Source organism: Roseateles sp. P5_E1, assembly GCF_054049335.1.
The window spans coordinates 47447-69799 of the sequence record NZ_JBFUMN010000002.1 but is presented as its reverse complement, the minus strand read 5'-3'; the positions used below and the strand labels follow the sequence as shown (position 1 = coordinate 69799).

Sequence of the window (22353 nt, the reverse complement as noted above, 5' to 3'; positions counted from 1 at the left end):
GGTTCAGGGCAGGCGGTAGAACTCGGCCTCGACGATGGACAGCACGCCGCGGCCGAGGCGGCTGGCGCCGGTGTCGACGATTTTCTGGTTGGCGACTTCGGTATTCGCCGTTTCGGTGCCGCCTTCGGCCTCACCGGCCAGCTCGATGCCGACCGTCTGGCCGCGCTGGTGCTTGAGCGGCAGCGTCACATAGCCCAGGCTGCGCTCGGTCAGGCCGCGCCAGACCTCAGTGCCGTCGACACTGACGCGCAGCGGGTAGCGCCGCTCGCGCCAGCCGCCGAGCTTGAGCGTGATCTCGGTCAGAGTGGCCGGCTCGGCCAGCTTGAAGAGGATGGCGCCCTTGCCGGACTCGCTGGTCCACGAGGTCGACTCGTCGTCGTCGATGGCTTGAGCGGGCGTGCCGCTGTCGGCTTGAACCGAGGCGACGGCAACGGCGACGCGGCTCGTCGTGAAAGAAGGCGTTGCCGGTGTCGGTCCTCGTGTGGATTGCGGCGCCAGGCCGTCTGCGGGGAGGCGCGTGCTCAAGCCGCCGTTGACCTGAATCGGCTGAGAACGCAGTTCCAGTGTGGCCGGCGCCAGCCCTTGCGCCTCGGCGCGCAGCCGGATGACACCGGCCTCCGTCGTGCTGCGGAGCAGTACGCGGTTGACGCCGCCCTCCACCGGCAGATCGCGCGCCAACACGAAGTTGTCCGGCCCCTGCGCAATGCCGCCGCGCCATTCGGCGGGGCCGGTGAGCGTGAACTTCACCGTGTCCAGCGCAATGGGGTTGCGTCTGCCAGCGGCGTCGATGACCTCGACCTGCACCAGCGCCAGGTCGGCACCATCGGCCTGCAGGCCTTGCGGGTGGGTCTGAGCGGTCAGCTTCAGCGCGGCGGGCGGGCCGGCGGTGATGCGAACGTCCTCGCAGACCTTGTTGCCCTCCTTGTCGAGACCCACGGCGCGCAGTTCGCCGGGCTCAAACTTGACGTCGTCGAAGCGGAAGATGAAGGGCTCGCTGGCCTCGGCGGCGCCGACGGGTTTGCCGTTCAGTGTCAGCACGACGCGAGCGGCACTGGAGATGACGGTGACGGTCTTGACCGTGCCGGCGGGGTAGTTCCAGTGGCCCGGCAGATGGGCGCGGGGTTTCTCCACGTCCACCCAGCCGTCCCACATCACCTGGTGGGCGAAGAAGCCGTCCTTCGGGATGCGCATCGCATCCACCTCGCCGCTGCGGCGATAGTTCTCGGCGCCGCGGTGGTGGGTGTTGCTGTCGCTGAAGATGATGTTGACGCCGCCCGACGACACGCGCGTGCCGGTGCCCGGGCGCTCGCGCCAGAAGTCCACCCAGCGGCGCACGTCTTCCAGTGCGTGGGAATCCTGGTTGCGGTTGTAGGCCGCAGCGCTCTGGCCCTTGTGCTCGGGGCCGTCGCCGTCGCGGTGAAAAGGCGGCGAGAGCTCGTCCCAGAACTTGCGGGCGCCCTCGTCGCGCGAGTACTCCATGGCCCACATCGGCCGCCGCGCGCTCTTGTTGACGTAGAGCATCTCGCCGCCGTACTCGGCCACGTCCTGCAGGGCTTGGGACAGCATCTCGCGGCTGCCTGAAGCGCGGCCGCCGTGCGGGTCGAAGCGATCGCGCAGCGCGGCCATCTCGCGCATGTGCTCGGCGCTGACGCCGCGGTTGCCCGACTCGTACATGAGGATGCTGGGGCTGTTGCGGAGATAGATGATGGCGTCACGCATGGCCTCCAGGCGCTGCTCCCAGCGCCGGCCGGTCACGTCGGCCTCGGAGTCGCCCGCGGGCATGGCCTGCATCAGGCCTACGCGGTCCAGCGATTCGACGTCCTGCTTCCACGGCGCGGTGTGCATCCAGCGCACGAAGTTGGCATTGCTGGCCAGCATCTGGCCGTTGCTGTAGTCGCTGAGCCAGGGTGGTACCGACAGGCCGATGGCCGGCCACTCGTTGCTCGTGCGCTGGGCATAGCCCTTGAGCTGGATGAAACGGCCGTTGAGCCTGACCATGCCTTGCGTGAACTCGGTCTGGCGAAAGCCCGTGCGCGTGACGACACGGTCAACGGGCTTGCCATCGGTGCTCAGCGTCGTCTCCACGTCGTAGAGGGCGCCGTGGCCCCAGCTCCAGAACTGCAGGCCGGTCACGAGCGCCTTGGCGCTGACGGTGACGGTGGCGCCGGCGGGAATGGTTTGGGTGGGCGCCTTGAACGTCGCGATGACGCGACCGCCCGGCTCGCGCAGCGTCACCTCATAGCCAAAGCGGCGCGGCCGGGCGTGCTCGTTGCATACCTGGGCTTCAGCAGTGATGGTGGCGCGGGCCGCCTTCTGGTCGAAATCCTTGGCATAGATGTAGACGCCGGTCGTGCCGAGGTTGGAGAGCAGTGGCAGCGTCTGGTAGAGCCTGTCGGTGAGGTGCAGCCGCAGGTTCTTGGGCAGGCCACCGTAGTTGGCGTTGAAGTTGCGGTCAGCCCACTGATAGCGCTGGTTGGTCGCCTGCTCGCGGTAGTCCCAGCGGTTGTCGGTGCGCACGGCGATGAGGTTTTCGCCGGGTTTCACGGCCTGGCTGAGGTCGAAGCCGAAGGCGGTGACGCCGTTCTCATGCAGGCCGATGCGCTGGCCGTTGACCCAGACCTCGGCGGCCTGGCGGGCGCCTTCGAACTCGATGAAGACCTTGCGGGTGGCGACGTCGGCGGGCAGCGTGAAGCGCTTGCGATACCAGGCGATGCCGGTGCTGTGGTCGACGATGTCCTTGGCGAAGGCGTCGTCCTCGTTCCAGGCGCGGGGCAGGGTGACGGGCTTCCAGCGGGCGTCGTCGAAGCTGGGCACCTCGGCGCCTGAGGCGTCGCCGACGTGCAGCCGCCAGCCGGGGTTGAAGTTGTAGACCTCGCGCGCGGCTTGGGCCGACAGTGCCGCCGCTGCCAAGGCGAGGGCGGCCAGCCATCGCTTCATTTCGCCTGCGCCTTGTAATGCTCGGCCAGCACGTCGTACGCCAGCTTGCGCTGCCCGGTCTCGGAAATCAGGCCCTTGCGGTTCCAGCCGTTCTGGTAGACCGGGTGCTCGCGGCGCGGCGAGCGGAAGTCCTTCAACACCCAGGGTGACAGGCCGCGCAGCGTCGGCACCTTGGCGGCCATCGCCAGCGTGGCGCGGTAGTAGTCGGCCTGGTAGTCCTCGGAGAACTTGGGCCTTAGCTTCTCATCGCGAAAGCCCGCAAAGGCGTCGGCGCCGAACTCGGAGAACAGCAGCGGCTTGTCCGCAGGCACATCCCAGCGCAGCCGGCGCACCGTGTCCAGCGTGTCGTCGCCATACCAGCCGGCATAGGTGTTGACGGCGATGACGTCGAGTTGCGGCAGCAGCGGGTCGGCGATGTGGATGGTGTCGCCCTTGCGCTCGACGAGCAGGGCGGCGCTGACGAGGCGGCTCGGGTCGAGCGCGCGCACAGTCTCGGCCAGCGCGGTGTGAAAGCGCGTGCGGTTCTCGGCCACTGGCGTCTCGTTGCCGATGCTCCACAGGATCAGCGCCGCGCGGTTGCGGTCGCGGAAGATGGTCTCGGCCTGCATGCGGCGGCCCTTGTCGAGCACGGCGGGCGTGTCCCAGTCGATGCTCCAGTAGACGGGGATCTCGCTCCAGACCAAGAGGCCGATCTCGTCAGCTACGCGCAGCATGGTCTCGTTGTGCGGGTAGTGGGACAGGCGCACATAGTTGCCATGCAGGCCGGTCTTCACCTCGCCGAGCAGGCGGCGCGCGGCGGCTTCGTCGATGCGGCGAGCCGGGTTGGGGCCTATCTCCTCCTCGTGGATGGAGATGCCGCGCAAGGTGATCGGCTGGCCATTGAGCAGGATGTCGCTGCCGCGCACGGCGATGGTCCTGAAGCCGATGCGGTCGCGGACCTTGTCGCCGTTGGCCTCGAACTCGACGTCATAAAGCATGGGTGACTCGGGCGACCAGCGCTTGAGCGCAGCCGGTGCGGCGGTGTCGAAGCGGGCCTCGCCGTTGGCATCGGTGCGGGCCTGCAGCGTGAGGTTCAACGCGGCGATGCGCAGGCTCACGGCCTGATTGGCCGGCTGCGGGCCGTTGAGCTGCAGGCTGCCGACGATGCGGCCGGCGTCGGTCAGGCGCAGCGTGGCATCGTCGATAAAGGTCGCCGGCGTCTGGAAAAGCTTGACCGGCCGCGTGATGCCGCCATACAGATCCCAGTCGGTGATCTCGGCCGGAATGGTCTGGGCGTCATGCTTGGAATCGACGCCGACGACGAGGCGGTTGCCCGTCTCGCGCAGGGCTTGCGTGACCTCGACGACAAAGGGCGTGAAACCGCCTTCGTGCTTGCCGACCTCCTGGCCGTTCAGGAAGACGGTGGTTCGGTAGTTGACGGCCTCGAAGCGCAGGAAGCTGCGCCGGCCCGGTTTGGTGGGCACATCGAAGCGGCGCTGGAACCACATCAAGCCGTCGAAGTAGCGCAGTTCGGGAACCGCCGAGTTCCAGGCGCCGGGGAGCTCCATCGTCGGCGCGCGGTCGAGGTCGTATTCGAAGAAGCCCGCGCCGCCCTTGGCTTCGGCCGCGGCCACGTCAACGTCACGAAAGCGCTGCATGCGCGGCTTGGCGGGCCAGCCGTTGATGTCGGTGAATCCCGTCCGGTAGAGGTCCTTGGAATAGGTCCAGCGGCCCGACAGATCCTGGTCGGCGGCGCGGGCCGTCAGCAGCAGGGATGGGCGCAGCGAGTCGGCGGCGAGCGTCGGTAGGGCGAGGGCCCAGGCCAGGGCGAGGGTGATCCAGGTGCGCATGAAGACCCGCCTTCAGTTGAAGTGGAAGAGGGGCTGCAGCGGCCACTGGCGCGGCTTGTTGTCGGGCTCGACCTCCATCAGGTCGGCCATGTGGTCCCACCAGCGGCGCATGACGGGCTGCTGGGGCAGGGCGTCGAAGGCGGTGCCTGGCTTGCGCTTGAGCACGGCAAAGAGGGACAGCGTGGCTTCGTCCAGGAAGATCCAGTAGTCATGGATGCCGGCTTCGCGCAGGGCCGCGGCCAGGTCGGGCCAGAGCTCGTCGTGGCGGCGCTTGTACTCCGGCACGACGCCGGGCTTGAGCTGCATCTTGAAGGCCAGGGTCTCGTCGCTCATCGCTTGTCTCCTTCTTATTGAACGTCCTGCTCCGCCATCGGCAGGGCCGACACGTCGCGGCGGCGCAGGGCGGGATCATGTCTCCAGCAGGCGCTGCTCAGGCCATCGAGTTCGATGTCTGTGCCAACGGCGATGGGCTCTCCAAGCGACATGCGACTGTCCGCAAAGCGCCAGTCCACTGCGTCCAGCACATGGCCGCCGCGTTGGGCCTCGACATCCAGCCCCGTGAAATGGAAGCCCCGCAGCGGCGCTTCGGCGTAAGCGTCGACCTCGAACGCAACCGCCGCGCCGCGCGCCTTGAGGCGTTCGATGCGCACACCGTCCACCCGGACGCGACCCCGGTCAGCGGGCACTGGCGTGGCGAGGTTGAGCCAGTGGGCGGGTGCGCCGGCGCGCTCGGCGGCAGGGATGTTGGCGCAGCTGAAGGCGGGGTTCCAGTTCATCGTCACGCGCAGGGCGGTGGGCACGTCATGCAGGGCAAGGTCACTGACCGTGATGTCCTCGACGAAGCCGCCGCGGCTGGGCGCGGACTTGAACAGCAGGCCCACGGGCACCGGCGCATGCACTTCGATGCGCCGCGCTGTGACGCGCCGGAAGCCGCCCGAGGTCTCGCTGCCGAAGGTCAGGCCCGCCGCGCCTTCGCGGACGATGCAGTCGCTGATGCTGATGTCTTCGCAGGGCCGTGCGACGCGCAGGCCATCGGCATCGCGGCCGGCCTTCAGCACCAGGGCGTCATCGTTGACGGCGATGTCGGCGCGGCGGATGGTGACGCGGCGCGAGGAGTCGATGTCGATGCCGTCGGTCGATGGGCCGCGTGCGTCGCCGTCGTTGTTGCGGATGGTGATGGCGTCGACGCTGACATCCTCCGAATAGCAGAGGTGCAGCGTCCAGAAGCCCGAACGGCGCAGCAGCAAGCCGTCGCCAATGTGGATGCGGGCCGCCTCGAAGACCTGGATCAGGCGAGGGCGCTGGGCGTCGTAGTCCGACGCCCAGCGCAGGCCGCGCGGCTCGTAGAGCGCGCGCAAGGCCCAGTAGCTGTCCCAGAAGACCTGGCCATTGCCGTCGATGCAGCCTTCGCCGACGAGGCCGACGTCATGCTCGCCGTAGATGTTGACCAGCGCCGCCGGCCAGCGCATCTCGATGCCTGAAACGCGAGTGGCCAGCAGTGGGTAGTCGGCCAGGTTGCGCGAGCCCAGCAGCGTGGCGCCGCGGTCCAGGCGCAGCGTCATGCCGCTTTTCAGGAAGAGGGCGCCGGTGAGGTAGACGCCCGGCGTCAGCCGCAGCGTCGTGCGCTGCAGCGCTGCGGCGTCAATGGCCGCCTGCAGCGCCTGCGTGTCGAGCGCGATGCCGTCGCCGCGTGCGCCAAAGGCCTTGGCATCCACCTCAGACGATGCCGCTGCCCGAGGTGCCCGCTTTCGGCGGGCGCTTCACGGCGACCTTTTCGCGGTAGCCCGTTGCACGGTAGGTGGCCACCGGGTCGATCGCGCCGCCGGCACGCAGGCGGGCCATGGCGAGGATGGGGCTGACGTCGGTGCGGAAGGCCTTCTTCAGCGACTGTGCGGATTGCAGTGCGTCGTTGGCTTCCTGGAAGTTCGCCAGCGCCTTGCGGTCCACCAGCGCGGCCTGCACGAAGGCGCGCTGCACTTCGACGGCGCTGCTCATCAGGCTTTCGATGGGGTCGGTCACGTTGTGCGACTGGTCCAGCATGTAGGCGGGCTTGAAGGCTGCGCCGTCGCGGGCGGCCGCGTCGGCCAGTTCGTTGAAGACAAGGAAGAGCTGGAAGGGGTCGATGGAACCCGAATCCAGGTCGTCGTCGCCGTACTTGCTGTCGTTGAAGTGGAAGCCGCCCAGCTTGCCGAACTGCGCCAGGCGCGCCACGATCATCTCGATGTTGGTGTTGGGCGCGTGGTGGCCCAGGTCCACCAGGCACTTGGCCTTGTCGCCCAATTCTTTAGCCGCGGCGAAGCTGGTGCCCCAGTCGGCGATGACGGTGCAGTAGAAGGCCGGCTCGAACAGCTTGTGCTCGATGTACATCAGCCAGTCGTCCGGCAGCGCGGCGTAGATGCCCTTGGCGCTGTCCAGGTAGCGCTCCAGCGAGCCGCGCAGGTTGTGCTGGCCGGGGAAGTTGGCGCCGTCGCCCACCCACACGGTCAGCCCCTTGGAGCCCAGCGTCTTGCCCAGTTCGATGCAGTCGATGTTGTGGGCCACGGCCTGCTCGCGGGCGGCCTGGCTTTGCGCAGTCAGGCTGCCGTACTTGTAGCTGTGGGCCTGGCCGGCCTGGTCCTGGAAGGTGTTGGAGTTCACCGCGTCAAAGCTCAGGCCCAAGCTGTCGGCCTGCTGGCGCAGGGCCTTGGGGTCGCTCGGCCTGTCCCAGGGGAAGTGCAGCGACACGGTGGGCGTGGCGCGCGTCAGCTGGTGGATGACGGCGCAGTCCTCCAGCTTCTCGGTCACGTCACGCGGCTCGCCCTTGCCGGGGAAGCGCGCGAAGCGCGTGCCACCGGTGCCCACGCCCCAGCTGGGCAAGGCGACAGCGAAGGTCTGGGCGGTGGCGGTCAAAGCCTCGATGTCGACGCCGCGGCGGGACAGCATGCCGCCCAGCGCGTCGTAGTCGGCCTGCAGCGTGGTGCGCTGGCTGGCGTTGTGCTGCTCGACCTGGGCCGTGTCGATGATGTTGGTTGTCATGGTTGTCTCCTGGCCGCCGTGTCAACGAGTAAATGCGGCGGCGTTGCCCGCGTCAACGTTGAGGACGTTACCCGTGCTCTTGCCCGACTTGTCGCTTGCCATGAAGTACACCGCCTCGGCGATGTCCTCGGGCAGCACGCTGAGCTTGAGCATGCTGCGCTGGCGGTAGAACTCTTCGATGTTGTCGGTCTCGATCTTGTTGGACGCGGCGCGCTCTTCCTTCCACTTGCCGTCCCAGATGCGCGAGCCGCGGATGACGGCGTCGGGGTTGACGACGTTGACGCGCACGCCGATGGGCGCGCCTTCCAGCGCCACGCAGCGGGCCAGGTGGATCTCGGCCGCCTTGGCCGTGCAATAGGCCGAGGCGCCGGCGGACGCGACGAGGCCGTTCTTGCTGGCCACGAACACCATGCTGCCGCCGATCTTCTGCTGCTTCATCAGGCGGAAGGCACCGCGGCTGACCAGGAAGTAGCCGGTGACGAGGATGTTCTGGTTGCGGTTCCAGATCTCCAGCGTGGTGTCTTCCAGCGGCGCGGCAGAGGCGATGCCGGCGTTGGAAACGAGGATGTCCAGGCCGCCAAAGCGCAGCGCCGTGGCTGACAGCAGCGCTTCCACTTCGGACTCGGACGTGATGTCACCGCGCACGGCGGCCACGTTGTCCTTGCCGCCAGCCTTCAGCAGGTTCTGGCGGGCTTCTTCCAGCGCCTCGGCGTCGATGTCGGTCAGCATCACGCAGGCGCCTTCCTGCAGCAGCTGGCGGGCCACCGCCTGGCCGATGCCACCGGCGCCGCCGGTCACCAGGGCCACGCGGCCGGCCAGGCTCTTGGGCTTGGGCATGCGCTGCAGCTTGGCTTCTTCAAGCAGCCAGTACTCGATATCAAAGGCTTCCTGTTCGGGCAGGCCGACGTATTTGTCGACGCCGTTCGCACCGCGCATCACGTTGATGGCGTTGATGTAGAACTCGCCGGCGATGCGGGCCGTGGCCTTGTCCTTGGCGAAGGACAGCATGCCCACGCCGGGGATCAGGTAGATGATGGGGTTGGCATCGCGCACGGCCGGGCTGTTGGCGCGCTTGCAGCGCTCGTAATAGGCCACGTAGTCGGCGCGGTAGTCTTCCAGCGCCTTGTCCAGGCCGGCCAGCAGCGCGTCGACGTCGGGCTGGGTCGGGTCGAAGTCCAGCACCAGCGGGCGGATCTTGGTGCGCAGGAAGTGGTCGGGGCAGGACGTGCCCAGAGCGGCCAGCGCGGCCAGGTCCTTGCTGCCGACGAACTCCAGCACCGCGGCGCTGTCGTTGAAGTCGCCCAGCTTGCGTTCGCTGGCGCTGATGCGGCCGCGCAGCGCGGGCATCAGCTTGGCGGCGAGGGCTGCGCGCTCTTCGGCGGGCAGGGTGATCGTCTTGACGCCGCCGAACACCGGCTGCTTGATGTTCTCGGCCAGCCACTGCTCGGCCAGGCGGATCATCTCCAGCGTGATCTCGTAGCAGCTCTTGGCCGTGTCGCCCCAGGTGAACAGGCCGTGGCCTTCCAGGATGATGCCCTTCAGGTTCGGCTGCGACGTGGCCAGCGCCTCGAGCTTGAGCCCCAGGTCGTAGCCGGGGCGCTGCCAGGGCAGCCAGCCCAGCTGGCCGCCGAAGATCACTTCGGTCAGGCGGCGGCTGTCGGCACAGGCGGCGATGGCGATGATCGCGTCCGGGTGCATGTGGTCGACATGCGCTTTCGGGATATAGGCGTGCAAAGGCGTATCGATACTCGCCGCTCGCGGATTCAGATTGAAGGTGCAGTGCGGCAGGTAATCCACCATCTCGTCTTCATGTGCCAGGCCGCGATAACGTTTTTTTAGCGCCTGCAGCTTGTCCATATAGAGCGTGGAGAAACCATCCAGCTTGATGCTGCCCAGATCGCCGCCCGAACCCTTGACCCACAGCACCTCGACATCCGCGCCGGTCAGGTGGTCGCGCATCAGAACCTTGGCCGAGGTATTGCCGCCGCCGAAATTCGTCACGCGCAAATCGGAGCCCAACAGATTGGAGCGGTAGAGCAGCAGTTCGGGTTCGCTCAACCTGGCTGCCACGGCATCGTCCCACTTGGAGACGATGGGAGCCGTATCTGAGAATTTGGCGGGAGTTTGGGAATTTGCAGTCATCAGCTTGCCTGTATTCAGTCCGTCATTCATCTCCGTGAGCGCAGCCTGCGACCCGGAGCCCGCCATTCGCGGGATTAGCGGAGCGCAGTGTGGGCCGAAACAGCGCGCCACGGTCGGCGCCGGCGCAGGAAATCAAAAGGATGAGCGAATGCATCGGCCGCGGCACCTCCGCTCACGAAACGCTCATGGCCGTGAGCGTTTGCTGATTGACCTTGTCACGCGGCTGACGTAATCTGCACTTGGAACAGCGTTTCACCCAGGCTTTGATCGCTTCTGAGCGTGAGTGAAGAGGGCTGTTGCAGCCGGCGCCTACGCTCACCGGCTGCGATCAAGGAACCGGCCTCAGCCGGGCCGCCAAGCCAAGCGACGCCTGCCCTCCAGAGGCTGGGCGCCATAAATACGAGACAACGGTCGCCGCCGATTCTCCGGGGCGCCCGATAAAGGTGATCCACATGATCAATCACAAGCGTCACAAGCGTCTGCTCAAACTGCTGGACGAACGCGAGCACGCCAGCGTTCAGCAATTGATGGACTGGTTGTCGGCCTCGGCCGCGACGGTGCGGCGGGATATTTCCTGGCTGGCCGCAAAAAACCAGTTGACCCGCACTCGAGGCGGCGCGCAAAGGTTGGAGCAGAAGAAAAAGTCATACACGCTGTCCAGCGAGACTTTTCAAAACAATGCCCAGCAACATACCGCCGCCAAGCGCGCCATCGCGCGTTATGCCACCTCGATGTGCAATGACGGAGAAACCATCATCATCAATGGCGGTACCACCACCTTCATGATGGCGGAGTTTCTCGTCGAGAAGCGGCTGAAGATTCTCACCAACTCCTTCCTGATGGCCGAGCGCCTGCTCGTCACCAGCGACAACGAGATCATCCTGCCCGGCGGCAAGGTTTACCGCGAGCAGAACGTCATCCTGAGCCCGTTCGAGAACGACGTCGCCCAGCACCACTACGCAGCCAAGATGTTCATGGGCGTCTACGGGCTGTCCATCCTGGGCCTGATGGAGGCCGACCCGCTGCTGATCCAGGCGGAGAAGCGCCTCATCAGCCAGGCGGAGGAGCTGATCGTGCTGGTGGACAGCTCCAAGTTCCAGCGCAAGGCGGGCCTGGTGCTGTGCGGCTTGAACCGCGTGTCCACCGTCATTACCGACACCGGCGCGTCCGACAGTGCCGTGCAACTGCTGGAGCACTACGGCGTGCGCGTCATCACCGTGGAGCCCGAAGCCGTGGACCCTCGCGTGGTGGAGGCTTCGGCGCTGAGCTCGCATGACTATGCGGCCGTGCTGGAGTCTGGCTCCTACCACCGGCATGCGGGGCTGGTGTCTTGAGCCCTGCGGCCGGCGATCTCGTTTCAGGCACCGTCGTCCTCGACATCGGCAAGACCAACGCCAAGCTGACCCTCATCGACGCGGCTGGCAAGACGCTGGCCGAAGCGCGCACGCCCAATACCGTGCGGCGAGACGGGCCCTATCCGCACCACGACACCGAGAGGCTGTGGGGCTGGCTGCTGGGTCAACTGCGCGAGTTGTCGACGCTGGCCCAGATCCGAGCCATCGTGCCGGTCACGCATGGGGCGACAGCGGCGTTGATCGACGATGCGGGCCTGGTGCTGCCGGTGCCTGACTATGAGCATGTGCCGGGCGACGCCGTCGATGCCGCTCGCTATGACACGCTGCGGCCGCCGTTCGACGAGAGCGGTTCGCCGCGGCTGCCGGCCGGCCTCAACCTCGGCCGCCAACTGGACTGGCTGCAGGCGAGATTCCCCGCGGAGTTCGCTCGCACCCGGCATGTGCTGATGTACCCGCAGTACTGGGCCTGGCGGCTGTGCGGGGTGGCTGCGAGCGAGGTCACTTCCTTGGGTTGCCATACCGACCTGTGGCGTCCCCGGGTGGGCCGCTGGTCCAGCCTGGTCGAGCGCCTGGGCTGGGAGAAGCTGTTCCCGCCGCGCCGCGATGCCTGGTCGCGCTTGGGCAAGCTGCGGCCCGAGCTGGCCGCGGACACCGGCCTGCCCGGCGACTGCGAGATCGTCTGCGGCATCCACGACAGCAATGCCTCGCTGCTGCGCCATCTGCTGACCCTGCAGCAGAGCGGCCCCTGCACGGTGCTGTCCACCGGCACCTGGGTCATCGCGGCGGCCCTGGGCTCGGCAACCAGGCCTCTCGTCGAGGCCCACGACATGCTGGCCAACTGCGATGTCTTTGGCGACGCAGTGCCCTGTATCCGTTTCATGGGTGGGCGCGAATTCGGTGCCATTGCCGGTGCGCAACCGGCCAGTTTCGGTCTGGACGAACTGCAGCGACTCATTGCACAGCGCACCCTGGCCTTGCCCTGCTTTGCCGAAACCGGCGGGCCGTTCGCGGGCCAGCCCGGTCGTGTCACCGGCCCAGCACCCCAGACGCCCGCCGAACAGGCCGCGCTGGCCACGCTCTACGTCGTGCTGATGGCCGACCATTGCCTGGCCGCCCTGGGCACCACCGGCCGTGTCGTCGTCGAAGGCGCATTCACGGCCAACCGCTGGTTCGGCCCGCTGCTGGCCGGCCTGGCCGAAGGCCGCGACGTGACCGTGTCGGACGACAGCAGTGGCACGACCTGCGGCGCCTGGCTGCTGGACGCCTGGGGCAGCGCGCCCGAGGCGGCAGCCGCGTCGGTGGCCGCATTGAACCCGCCGGGATGGCGGGCCTACCGCGACGCCTGGCGCACAAGCACCGGCGCGCACTGATCTGCAAGCCACGAAGAAGAAGGGCCGGCCTCCCGCGAGGCCGGCCCTTTGACTTGGGGTCGCGGTGGCGTCAGCCGCGTCGGCGGCGCCTGATGCCGGCCACACCCAGCCCGGCCAGCGAGGCCAGGGCCAGCGAGCCCGGCTCGGGAAGAGTGAAGGCGCGCACGCTGTCGATGGCCGGCACGCTGTAGCCGCTCGTGTCGGTCGCGCTGTCGAAGGCATAGACCCGCACTTCGTCAAAGCCGACGGCGTCACTCAGCCCGAGTACGCCGCCAATGCCCGCCGCGCCCAGGGACACGCGGCCATTGCCGGTCTGCACGCCGTCCAGCCAGGTCTGCCACATCAGGTAGATGTTGGCGTAGCCCGAATCGACGGCGAACTCGATGCCGTTGAGGTCGCGTGCCGTGCTGCGGATGGACAGGTAGGCGTTCATGCCTGCGGTGGCGAAGTAGTTGCCCGCGAAGGATTGGCTGTAGGTCTCGCCGGCGCCCAGGTCCACGCAGTTGCCACCGGCATAGCCGCAGCCGCCGTTGTCATTGGCAAAGCCCGTGTGGCTGAACAGCAGGCCGCCTTCTGACCAGGGGCTGTCGAGGTTGATGTTGGCCTCGAAGTCGGCAGCGGAGGTCAGGTGCGCTGCGCTCGGCGTGGCGCTGCCGGCGCCGGTGGTCTGCACGACGGCGGCGCTGACGTGGGCTGCCAGCAAGGCAGAGGCGAGGAGGGTGATGGTTTTCATGGGAAGAGCGTTCATTGCGCGGCAATCAGATCGATGGCATCGAAGGACAGCGCCGGGCTCAGGAAGGCGGCACCGGCGGTGCCGCTGACGGTGTTGATGGTCAGCACGTTGGTGCCGACGACCAGCTGCGCGGCGGGGATGTCGAAGCTGTAGGTGCGGTTGAAGCCGCGGTAGGTGCCCACGGTGAGGTTGCGCGACACCTTGGGCGGTGCGGCGGGAATGGCCGACGTCCAGCTGTTGACCGTGACCTGTGGGCGGGCGCCGGCGAAGTCGGCCGTGGTGCCGATGCGCAGCCGCAGCGGTGCCGCGTTCTGGCCGCGCTTGAGCGTGAAGCGCACCTGCAGGCCGTTGTTGACGTCCTTCCATTGATAGGCGGGCCATTGCGTTGCGGCATTGGATTGGCCGATGACGAAGGGACTGACATTCCACGACGCCATGCGCACGTCGGACGGGTGCATGAAGGTCAGCTTGTCGCCGTTGATGAACTCCTGCGGCGTGCCGTCCCAGTGGCCGATGCGCCACAGCGCCGGCGTGGCCTCGGGGTCGGCCGTGATGGCCACCGGGTTCAGCGCGTACGTGGCATTTGCGGTCACCGTCACCAAGCCGGTCTGCACGGCCAGCTCGCCCTTGAAGACCGTCATCGTGTAGACGCCCGGCAGCATGCCCGTGGCCGTGAAGTGGCCGTCGACGGGGTCGGCGTCGGCCCAGTACTGTGCCTGCGCGTTGGCGAAGCCCACCGTGTAGGGCAGGCCGGCGATGCGGCCCGTCAGGCCGGCGCCGCTGACCGAGCCTCGGCCCACCGGAGGCACGTAGCCCAGCAGGCCCACGTTGCCGTACCAGCTGGTGTCGGGGCGGGCCGTGGGGGCCGTGCCGTCGTTGAAGATCATCGTGTAGGTGTTCAGTACACCCATGCGGAAGGCTTCCGTCTGGGCCTCGCCGTAATTGACGATGTAGGTCAGCTCGTTGGTCGTGTCGGTGATCTGCTGCAGCAAGCTGCGGTAGAAGGGACCGCCGGAGCCGCCTTCGTTGTTGTCGCGCCAGAACCAGATGCCTACGCCAGGGCCGGAGCCGCCGACGAACTCCCAGTCCTTCAGCCGGCGGTTGGCGTAGTGCTTGGAGCGCGACTGGCCGTATCGCGCATCGGTGGCCGGGAAGCCGAACACGTCGCTGGCCTCGATGGCGCCGCTGGTGCCGCGCAGGTCCTCGGCCCAGAAGCTCTCGCCGTTGTAGGTGCGTAGGCCGCCGGCCGCGTTGACCGGGCCGCCGTTGGGCAGCTTGGCGATGGGGATGCGGGCGATGAAGCGCACCAGGCCGTGTACGTCCGGCTCTTCGGTGAAGTGCGTGCCCATGTGGATGTTGGACTCGCCCTTCTTCACCAGGTAGTAGTGCGTCAGCACGCCGCCCTTGGTGCTGGTGCTGGTGAGGGTGACGCGGATGTAGTCGCTCGCGTTGACCACGCCGCCGTTGCTGCTGGAAGCCGGCGTCACCGTGCCGTTGGCGCTGACGGCCTCCACCTTCAGGCCCACGGCGCTGACGCCGTTGTAGAGCCAGTCGGCCCCGGAGTTGAGCTGCGTGCCGCGGGCGGGGTCGGCGTACTCCACGCCCTTGTAGACCATGCTGGACAAGTCGCCGATGGCCGTGGTGCTGCTGCTGTCCCAGCCACGCACCTTGAACACCAGGCCGCCATCGGTGTCGATGACGTACTGCGGTCGCGCCGCGTTGTTGTTGTCGTGGACGGTGGTAATGCTGAAGGCGGCCATCGCGGCCGGCGCCGCCGCGGCGAGCAGGCCTGCGGCCAGCCAGCGCACCCAGGGCGGGCGCGTGCTTGTGGTGTTCATGGAGTCTCCTGGTTTCGTGTCGTTGTTCACGGTCTGTGGACTTGGCCGCAAACCGGAGCGGAATGTAGGCAGCGCCTGACTCCGCGTGTACTCAACCAGATGAGCGTTTGAACAGCGCCGCTCGTGCGCCCGCGACTCTTCGCTCAGATGAGCGCTACCACCGCGTTTGCCATAGCTGCGCGGTATAGCGCGCGCTTGCGGATCACTTGATCAGCGCCTGATACGTCAGCGTGCGCACGCGCAGATGCAGCGTCGAATTCCCCGCGGGCCGCAGCTGCGTCATGAAGAGGATGACGAGGCGCTCCTTCGGGTCCACCGTGTACTGCGGGAAATAGGCGCTGCCCCAGCCAAAGGCGCCTTCGCTGCCCAGTTCCTTGAAGCCGCCGCGTTTCACGTTGACCCAGAAGCCCAGCCCGAAGCCATCGGCATCGCCGCCGGATTTGGAACCGAGATGGTCGGCCGTCATCAGCGCCACGGTGTGGGGCGCGAGGATGCGCACGCCATCCAGCTCGCCCTTGTTCAGCAGCATCTGCAGGAAGCGCGTGTAGTCGCCCGCGGTGCTCAGCATGCCGGCGCCGCCGGACAGCAGCTTGCGCGGGCCGTTGACGAAGTCGCTCTTCGCAGACGTTTCCATCAGCTTGAGCTGACCGCCTTCCAGCCCGTAGACATTGGCGAGGCGTTCGACCTTGTCAGCGGGCAGGAAGAAGCTCGTGTCCGGCATGCGCAGCGGGTCGGTGATGCGCTCCTTGATGAAGCGGTCCAGCGGCTGGCCGGAAACGACCTCGACGAGGCGGCCCAACACGTCGGTGGCGTAGCCGTAGATGAATTGCTCACCCGGTTGGCTCTGCAGCGGCAGCGCGGCGAAGCGGGCGGTCCACTGTGCCAACGTCTCGTCGTTGCCGACGAGGTACCAGTCCTTCATGCCAGCAGCGCTGTAGGCCGCCTGGGCCGGGCCGCTGCCATAGCTCATGCCGGCCGTGTGCGTCAACAGATCGTGGATGGTCAACGCGCGGCGCGGCTTCTCGGTGCCGCCTTGGGCCAAGGCGACCTGCAGGTTGGCGAAGGCCGGCAGGTAGCGCGCCACCGGGTCCTTCAGCAGGAAGCGGCCTTCCTCGTAAAGGATCATGGCCGCCACGGTCGTCAGAGCCTTGGTCATGGAGGCGATGCGGAAGATCGTGTCCGTGCGCATCGGCCTGGCGTTCTCGATGTCGCGCTGGCCATAGGCCTTGAACACGACCGGCTTGCCGTCGCGCAGCACGGCCATCACCCCGCCGGCGAGCTGCTTGTTCCTGATCTGCTCGTCGATGGCTGCGTCGAGCCGCTGCAGGCGTTCCGGCGAGAAGCCTTGTGCGGTGACCGCGGCGGCCTTGGGCGGTGCGGCCGAGATCGCCGGGGCGTGGATCAGCGCAGCGCAGGCCAGCGCCAGGGCGGCAAGGGTGATTCTCATTCGGCTCAATCGCCCAGGGGGCGTTGCTGGGTGAAGCCCGGGCTCGCTGCAACGTGGAACTGCTCCGGCGGCAGCGGCCTGGCGGGGTCAATGGCGCCAAGATCATCGCGCAGCTGTGCGGCCACCGGCACACGGGCTTCCCGCAAACCCAGGGCCACCAAACGCGCCAACTGCATGGCGCCGTAGTTGTTGTGGTGGGTGTTGTCGAGCTTGCCGTTGTTCATCGGATGGGCGGCCTGGGAGCGCTCGGGGCCGAGGGCCGCGTAGAACTGCTGGCTCATCGCGTTGAGGTCGATGAAGGCCAGCTTCATGTCCTGCGCGACCGCGCGCGCCGCGTCGGCGTACTCGGTCAGGCTGGGCCTGAGCTTTCCCTCGGGGTCGAAGTTGCGCCTCTCCATCGACGACACGACGACCGGCACGCCGCCTCGCGCCAGGATGCGCTCGGCATGGGTGCGCAGCTCGGCCTTGTAGGTCTGGGCGTTGCCGCTGCCGTCCTTCTGCTGCTTCTGGTCGTTGTGGCCGAACTGCAGCAGCACCGTGTCGCCGGGTTGCAGCTGCGACAGGATCTTGTCGATGCGCCGCCGCGCCAGCGAGTCGCGGAAGGTCTCTCCCGACTGCGCATGGTTGGCCACGGCCACGGTGGGCTTGAACAGGGCCGTCAGCATCTGGCCCCAGCTGCTGTAGGGCTCGCGGGCCTGGTCGGCCACCGTGGAGTCGCCCAGCAGGAAGACGGTGGGCACCTTGACGGGCTCAATGACGAGACTGCGCAGCGCCGGCTGGCTGCCGTTGATCTCCAGCGTCAGGCGCTGGTCCCAGGCCCAGATCTCATCCTTGCTTTCGCGCGGTTCCTTGAGCTTGACGACGCCTGCTTCCACACCCGGCACGGCGGCGATGCGGGCCGTTCGCACGTTGACGATGAAGCTGCGCGTTTCAGTTGCACCGGCAGCCACCCCCACGCTGTCCAGCATCAGCCGACGCAGCTCGGCTTTGATGGTCGTGTTGCTGGCGGCGGCGGCGCCGAGCGTCGCGGTGACGCGGTAGTTGCCTTCCGCGGGCACGTCCACCGTGAAGAAGCTCGGCTGGCCGGCGGCATTGAGCGGGGCGCCGGGCTCGAAGCCACGACCCAATTCGCGGGAGTAGGTGGTCTCGTTGCTGAGGTCGAACAGCTGCGGCTTGGGGGCTTGAGGCTGCGAAACACAGCCACAGAGGCACAGAGGCACAGAGAGGAGCAAGGACAAGAGAAGCTTTGTTCCTCTGTGTCTCTGTGCCTCTGTGGCAAAAATCATTGCAGCCATGTCAGTCCGTCAGCTGGTCGCCGATGAGAGCCAGGTTCTGGATGGCGGCCAGCCCCCATTGCGCTGTGTCGTTGGTGCTGATCCACGGCGCTTCGTCGACCGGGTTCAAAGCCAGCGGCCCAGCGATGCGCGTCGTCTTCAGCGTCTTGTGGCCGCGCGGGTCGTCGGCCCAGAACTCGCGCCAGGCGCGCTGGGCCAGCGCCTTGTCCTGCTTCTGTTTTGCCACATAGGCGGACAGGCGCGAATGCCCCACGCTCAGCACAGTGCCGCCGCCGTGCGGTGCGCCCAGCGCCTTGACCTGCTGGTCGCGCGGCGCGTTGTAGAGCTCGCAATACTGCAGCCAGGCCTGCTTGAACTCGGGCTCATCGATCAGCTCCACCAGCTCGGCCATCATCTCCACGGCACCGAAGACGGCGCTCAGGTGGCTGGCGCTGAGCTTGTCGCCGCTGACGTTGTGGAAGGCGCCTTCGTTCGGCCCCGTGGGCTCATAGCCGCCACTGCCGGTGAAAAAGCCGTGCGGCATGGCCGCGATGCCCTTCATGCCGCGCAGCAGCTTGTTGCGCCAGCGCACGTCGCCGGTGCGCTCCCACTCGGTCAGCACATTCGCGACGACCGATCCCCAATCCGTGCCAAAGCCGATGCGCGCCGGCCAGGGGCCTTTGTCGACGCGGCCGGCTATCTTGCGCACGGGGTCGACCTCGTCCATCTTGCTGTCGGCGCTGAGCACCTCGCGCATGACGTCGCCGATGCGCTCGTCCGCCGTCAGGTAGTAGTAGAAGCGCCGATAGGCCGACGTGGAGATGCGCGCCTGCTTGGCGCTGCAGCCCCAGTGCTGCACGTTGTGGCGCGTGCCCAGGCCCTGGAAGCGGCCGGCGTGATAGATGTCGACCTCGCTGGTGTGGCGCACCATGGCCTCGGCGAAGCGGAAGATGTCGGCGCGGCCACTGCGCAGCCAGGCGTACCAGAGCCACAGGTCGGGTGACAGCTCCGAGTTGTCCCAGGCGAAGCCGCCGACGTCGTAGCGCCACTCGTGGCGGTCACTGTCGTAGGTGTGGCGGATGTCGCCGTAATCCCAGAAACCGTACCAATGGCGCTGCTCGACCTCCTTCTTGTAGAAGTCGAACAGGAAGTCCAGCTTGTCCTCGATCTTCTGGCGCGCCGGCGTGCTGCGGTCGGGCAGGCTCCACAGCTTGCCGAACACGCCGGCCGCCAGATAACGCTGCGGTGATGCGGCGAGCTGCGGCGGTGCCTGCACTGCGGCGGCCATCTGCACCAGGCGTTCGCGCGTGGGCGTGGCGGCCAGCGCCCACAGCGTGATCTCGCTGCTGCGTGCGATGCCCACCGGCGTGCCGAAGCCTTTCTCGTAGTCCTCGTAGGTCATCTCCAGGCCTTCGAGCTCCTGCTCGTGGGTCTCCTGCCCCAGGCCATCGTGATAGAAGCGCAGGTCCATGGCCGGCGCCTCGGGCGAGTGCATCCACAGCGTCACTTGCGCGGCGTCGGTGTGGGCATTGCGGATGTCCAATTGCGTCGGGTGGCGCTGCCAGAAGTCGCGCAGGCCAAAGGCCACGCCGCCGGTGGCGCCGCCGATATAGCCGCTGCCTGGCGCCCGCTTGCCGAAGGCGGCGGGAATCCAGCCATGGCCGGCCTTGGTGCGCTTCTTGATCTGGAAGCCGTCGGCGCTGAGCTGACTTAAGGAGTAGTCGCCCCAGGCGGGGATGCGATGTTGCAGCTGGCGCACCTGCGTGCCCCATTGCGCTACCGGCGGCGTGGCGCGGCCGGCCAGCTGGGCCTCACGCACGACAGCACCCGGGTCGCGGCGCAGCCCGGTCAGGTTGCGCACGCCCTCGGCCCACAGGCCACCGGATTCGCCGGCAAAGCGCACATGACGGTCGTAGAGGGCGTCGCGCAGCGGCACGTCGAAGCGCAGGCCGATACCGCGCAGGAAGTCCTTCTGATCGTCGCCATCGAAGACGAAGGTGTGCATGACGCGCAGCGATTCGGCGCCGGCGTAGAAATACAAGCGCACCGAGAAGGGCAGCCATTCGCGGCCGGCGGCGCTGCGGTGTTGGCCGTCGACCTTGATGACGGCGCGCACCGGGCCGGTCTGCTCGACGGTCAGTTTTGCGATGCGGCTCTGGAAGGCGGTCTGCGTGACGGCGCCCTGCTCGGCATCGGGCTTGTCGTCGGTCTGGGCGATGAGGGTGCAGGAACCCAGCACCTCGCGGCCGTCGCGCTCGATGCCCTGGATGAGCTTGGCGCCCTGGCGTGGCAGCCTGCAGCGGATGACGCCGGTGTCGACCTCGATGAAGTCAGCCTCCTCGCGCACCTTCACGGTGGCACCTGCGGCGGCAGCACCCTTGCCCGGGCGGATGCTGGGCTGGGCACCGGCATCGACGCCGGCTGGCAGCGCATGCGCCGTCCACTTCAGCGAGCCATCGGGCCACCAGGCCAGCGGCCAGGTCTGCAAGGCCAGTGGCTTGCCCTGCGCGTCCAGCGCGTGGAAGGCCTGATCCTTCCTGTGCTGGCCGCGCGGCCAGGGCAGACCCAACGTGGCGCCGAGCGCCAGCGCGGGGGCGGTGCCATCCAGCCAGCGCAAGCCGAGCAGGTCGTCCGACGTGGCGACGGTCGGTGCGGGCGCCGATGCAGCACCGGCGGTGGTGGCCAAGCCGGTCAGACCCAGAGGCAGGGACGCGGTCTTGAAGAAGTTGCGGCGGCTGAAGTCGGTCATGGGCGGGCTTGCAGAGGTTGCAGCGAGGAGTCGGCGGCGTGGCCGCTGCCGCGGCCCCACAGGCGGTCGTAAGGCCAGCCGGTCAGGTCTTCGACGATGCGGCGGCTGTCATCGGTCTCGGCTTCGGTCGCACCGCTGCGCAGGCGCTCGACCTCGTTGACGAGGACGGCATGCGTGCTGGCATTGAGGCGGAAGGTCCAGGAGGCGATCAGGCCGAACAGCATCATCAAGAGGGGCCCGCCCACCATCAGCCCGGTGATGGTCTGGATGGCCTCGGGGCTTTGCACGATGACCTCGCCGGGGCGGCTCTTGGGCGAGATGTAGCCGCCCAGGTCGATGATCCAGCCGCTGGCGATGATGGCCGCGCTCTGGGCCATCTTGCGCACCAACGTCATCACGCCGGCAAAGATGCCCTCGCGGCGTTGGCCGGTGACGGCCTCGTCGATGTCGGGCAGGTAGTTGTAGACCGACCAGGGCACGAAGTTCAGCGTGCCGCGGCCCAGGCCCGCGAGGACGATGGGCGCGAAGATCCAGAACACCAGGCTGAAGCTGCCGCTTGCCGGGTTCAGCGCGGTGAAGAGGTTGGTGCCCAGCGCCTTGAAGCCGGCGTCGAAGCCCTCGGGTCGCACCAGGAAGAAGCCCAGGTACAGCAACAGCGCTGCGCCGAACAGCGAGATAGCGAGGCGGTAGGCCAGCACGGGCCCGGTGCGGATGACGATCTGGATGGCCACCATCACCGAGATGAGCTGGGCCACGTACATGACCGTCATCAGCTGCGAGATGACGAGGGTCGCGCCCATCAGCACCGTCGCCACGAAGATGGGGAAGGCGGTGTTGAAGATGTCCTGCGACAGGTAGCCGCCCAGGTAGATGGACAGGTGCTGGCGGAAGGCGCGGATCTTCAGCGTCGAGAACAGGTCGCCGAACATCTTGACCGGCAGGGCCAGTGCGGCCTTCAGCGTCACGCCGCCATAGGTCTGCGACATGACCGCTTGTTCGCGCGTGCCGTAGGGGCGCTCCCAGGTCGTCAACACGACGATCGTCACGACGACCGAGAAGATGCAGCCAAAGATGGCTGCCATCCAGAAGAAGGTGTCGGGCGAGTCCTTGCCGCCGAACTGACTGATCAGCAGCGTGGGCAGGTAGGAGGCCAGGATGGCCGAGCTCTGCGCGACGATCATGCGGGCGCCGGCGAACTTGGCCTTGCGCTTGTAGTCCTTGGTCATCTCGGCCGCCAGCGTCTCCCAGGGGATGAGAAACATCGTGTACAGCAGCTCGAAGAAGATGAAAGCAAGCAGGTAGTAGGTGAACGTGTGCCCGGTGCGGAAGATCAGCGCGAAGCTGGGCAGCAGCGGGATGGTGATCAGCAGGAAGAGCTTGCGCCGGCCAATCTTGCGGCCCACCCAGGTGTGGCGCAGGTTGTCGGAGACGTAGCCGATGAGGGGGCAGGTGATGGCTTCGAGCAGTCTCGGGAGGCCGAGGATCAGTCCCGCGTCGACGGCGCTGAGGCCGCAGAAGGTGGTGAAGAAATAGAACAGCCAGCCGGTGATGACGGCCTGGGCGCCGGCGCCCAGCATGTCGCCGCTGCCCCAACCCCAGTAGTTGATCCAGGTGGGTTCTTTGGCGGCTGGGTGGAGGTTTCGGGTTGTCATGTCTGTGCTCTT

General features: G+C 67.4%; 14 protein-coding genes. 2 read left to right on the top strand and 12 right to left on the bottom strand.

The window, feature by feature from the left end; all coding sequences use genetic code 11:
- Window positions 1-3 precede the first annotated feature (3 nt).
- The 6 genes from ACXJKJ_RS02980 to ACXJKJ_RS02955 are packed head-to-tail and all read right to left on the bottom strand — an operon-like array spanning window position 4 to window position 9923.
- Entirely contained in the window at window positions 4-2937 is a 2934-nt protein-coding gene (locus tag ACXJKJ_RS02980) for a glycoside hydrolase family 2 protein (protein WP_457389061.1), read from the bottom strand.
- On the bottom strand, window positions 2934-4766 hold the full coding sequence (locus ACXJKJ_RS02975) for a glycoside hydrolase family 2 protein (RefSeq protein ID WP_457389060.1): 1833 nt from the start codon (window positions 4764-4766) through the stop codon (window positions 2934-2936). The genes ACXJKJ_RS02980 and ACXJKJ_RS02975 overlap by 4 nt, the downstream gene beginning before the upstream one ends.
- Window positions 4767-4778: 12 nt before the next feature.
- Window positions 4779-5099: an L-rhamnose mutarotase gene (locus ACXJKJ_RS02970; protein WP_457389059.1), complete on the bottom strand. Its 321-nt coding sequence runs from the start codon at window positions 5097-5099 to the stop codon at window positions 4779-4781.
- A gap of 14 nt (window positions 5100-5113) precedes the next feature.
- Window positions 5114-6481, bottom strand: a complete 1368-nt coding sequence (locus ACXJKJ_RS02965; RefSeq protein WP_457389058.1) for a glycoside hydrolase family 28 protein — start codon at window positions 6479-6481, stop codon at window positions 5114-5116.
- A 1-nt stretch (window position 6482) separates the two neighbouring features.
- Entirely contained in the window at window positions 6483-7781 is a 1299-nt protein-coding gene (gene rhaI / locus ACXJKJ_RS02960) for an L-rhamnose catabolism isomerase (protein ID WP_457389057.1), read from the bottom strand.
- 21 nt (window positions 7782-7802) lie between these two features.
- Window positions 7803-9923: a bifunctional rhamnulose-1-phosphate aldolase/short-chain dehydrogenase gene (locus ACXJKJ_RS02955; RefSeq protein ID WP_457389056.1), complete on the bottom strand. Its 2121-nt coding sequence runs from the start codon at window positions 9921-9923 to the stop codon at window positions 7803-7805.
- 452 nt (window positions 9924-10375) lie between these two features.
- Here ACXJKJ_RS02955 and ACXJKJ_RS02950 point away from each other — a divergent pair, with 452 nt between their 5' ends.
- Both ACXJKJ_RS02950 and ACXJKJ_RS02945 read left to right on the top strand, forming a co-directional pair.
- Window positions 10376-11257, top strand: coding sequence for a DeoR/GlpR family DNA-binding transcription regulator (locus tag ACXJKJ_RS02950; RefSeq protein WP_457389055.1), 882 nt, complete (start codon window positions 10376-10378; stop codon window positions 11255-11257).
- Window positions 11254-12648, top strand: coding sequence for an FGGY-family carbohydrate kinase (locus ACXJKJ_RS02945; protein ID WP_457389054.1), 1395 nt, complete (start codon window positions 11254-11256; stop codon window positions 12646-12648). The genes ACXJKJ_RS02950 and ACXJKJ_RS02945 overlap by 4 nt, the downstream gene beginning before the upstream one ends.
- A gap of 70 nt (window positions 12649-12718) precedes the next feature.
- Here the strand turns inward: ACXJKJ_RS02945 and ACXJKJ_RS02940 are convergent, their stop codons facing one another.
- The 6 genes from ACXJKJ_RS02940 to ACXJKJ_RS02915 all read right to left on the bottom strand — a co-directional run bounded on the left by ACXJKJ_RS02940 (window position 12719) and on the right by ACXJKJ_RS02915 (window position 22341).
- Window positions 12719-13381, bottom strand: coding sequence for a PEP-CTERM sorting domain-containing protein (locus tag ACXJKJ_RS02940; RefSeq protein ID WP_457389053.1), 663 nt, complete (start codon window positions 13379-13381; stop codon window positions 12719-12721).
- An 11-nt stretch (window positions 13382-13392) separates the two neighbouring features.
- The gene (locus tag ACXJKJ_RS02935; protein WP_457389052.1) at window positions 13393-15219 is read right to left on the bottom strand and encodes a rhamnogalacturonan lyase B N-terminal domain-containing protein; all 1827 of its coding nucleotides are present in this window, start codon (window positions 15217-15219) and stop codon (window positions 13393-13395) included.
- A gap of 202 nt (window positions 15220-15421) precedes the next feature.
- Window positions 15422-16666 (bottom strand): serine hydrolase domain-containing protein, encoded by a 1245-nt coding sequence (locus tag ACXJKJ_RS02930; protein WP_457389051.1) that lies wholly within the window; start codon window positions 16664-16666, stop codon window positions 15422-15424.
- 5 nt (window positions 16667-16671) lie between these two features.
- On the bottom strand, window positions 16672-17886 hold the full coding sequence (locus ACXJKJ_RS02925) for a rhamnogalacturonan acetylesterase (RefSeq protein ID WP_457389050.1): 1215 nt from the start codon (window positions 17884-17886) through the stop codon (window positions 16672-16674).
- A gap of 76 nt (window positions 17887-17962) precedes the next feature.
- On the bottom strand, window positions 17963-20689 hold the full coding sequence (locus tag ACXJKJ_RS02920) for an exo-rhamnogalacturonan lyase family protein (RefSeq protein ID WP_457389049.1): 2727 nt from the start codon (window positions 20687-20689) through the stop codon (window positions 17963-17965).
- On the bottom strand, window positions 20686-22341 hold the full coding sequence (locus tag ACXJKJ_RS02915; RefSeq protein WP_457389048.1) for an MFS transporter: 1656 nt from the start codon (window positions 22339-22341) through the stop codon (window positions 20686-20688). The genes ACXJKJ_RS02920 and ACXJKJ_RS02915 overlap by 4 nt, the downstream gene beginning before the upstream one ends.
- Window positions 22342-22353: the final 12 nt, after the last annotated feature.

Bases quoted from the DNA above. Each gene is read 5' to 3' on its own strand.
- ACXJKJ_RS02935 (WP_457389052.1), bottom strand. From the start codon at position 15,219: ATGAACACCACAAGCACGCGCCCGCCCTGGGTGCGCTGGCTGGCCGCA.
- ACXJKJ_RS02915 (WP_457389048.1), bottom strand. From the start codon at position 22,341: ATGACAACCCGAAACCTCCACCCAGCCGCCAAAGAACCCACCTGGATC.
- ACXJKJ_RS02955 (WP_457389056.1), bottom strand. From the start codon at position 9,923: ATGACTGCAAATTCCCAAACTCCCGCCAAATTCTCAGATACGGCTCCC.
- ACXJKJ_RS02980 (WP_457389061.1), bottom strand. From the start codon at position 2,937: ATGAAGCGATGGCTGGCCGCCCTCGCCTTGGCAGCGGCGGCACTGTCG.
- ACXJKJ_RS02950 (WP_457389055.1), top strand. From the start codon at position 10,376: ATGATCAATCACAAGCGTCACAAGCGTCTGCTCAAACTGCTGGACGAA.
- ACXJKJ_RS02970 (WP_457389059.1), bottom strand. From the start codon at position 5,099: ATGAGCGACGAGACCCTGGCCTTCAAGATGCAGCTCAAGCCCGGCGTC.
- ACXJKJ_RS02920 (WP_457389049.1), bottom strand. From the start codon at position 20,689: ATGACCGACTTCAGCCGCCGCAACTTCTTCAAGACCGCGTCCCTGCCT.
- ACXJKJ_RS02940 (WP_457389053.1), bottom strand. From the start codon at position 13,381: ATGAAAACCATCACCCTCCTCGCCTCTGCCTTGCTGGCAGCCCACGTC.
- ACXJKJ_RS02975 (WP_457389060.1), bottom strand. From the start codon at position 4,766: ATGCGCACCTGGATCACCCTCGCCCTGGCCTGGGCCCTCGCCCTACCG.
- ACXJKJ_RS02930 (WP_457389051.1), bottom strand. From the start codon at position 16,666: ATGAGAATCACCCTTGCCGCCCTGGCGCTGGCCTGCGCTGCGCTGATC.
- rhaI (WP_457389057.1), bottom strand. From the start codon at position 7,781: ATGACAACCAACATCATCGACACGGCCCAGGTCGAGCAGCACAACGCC.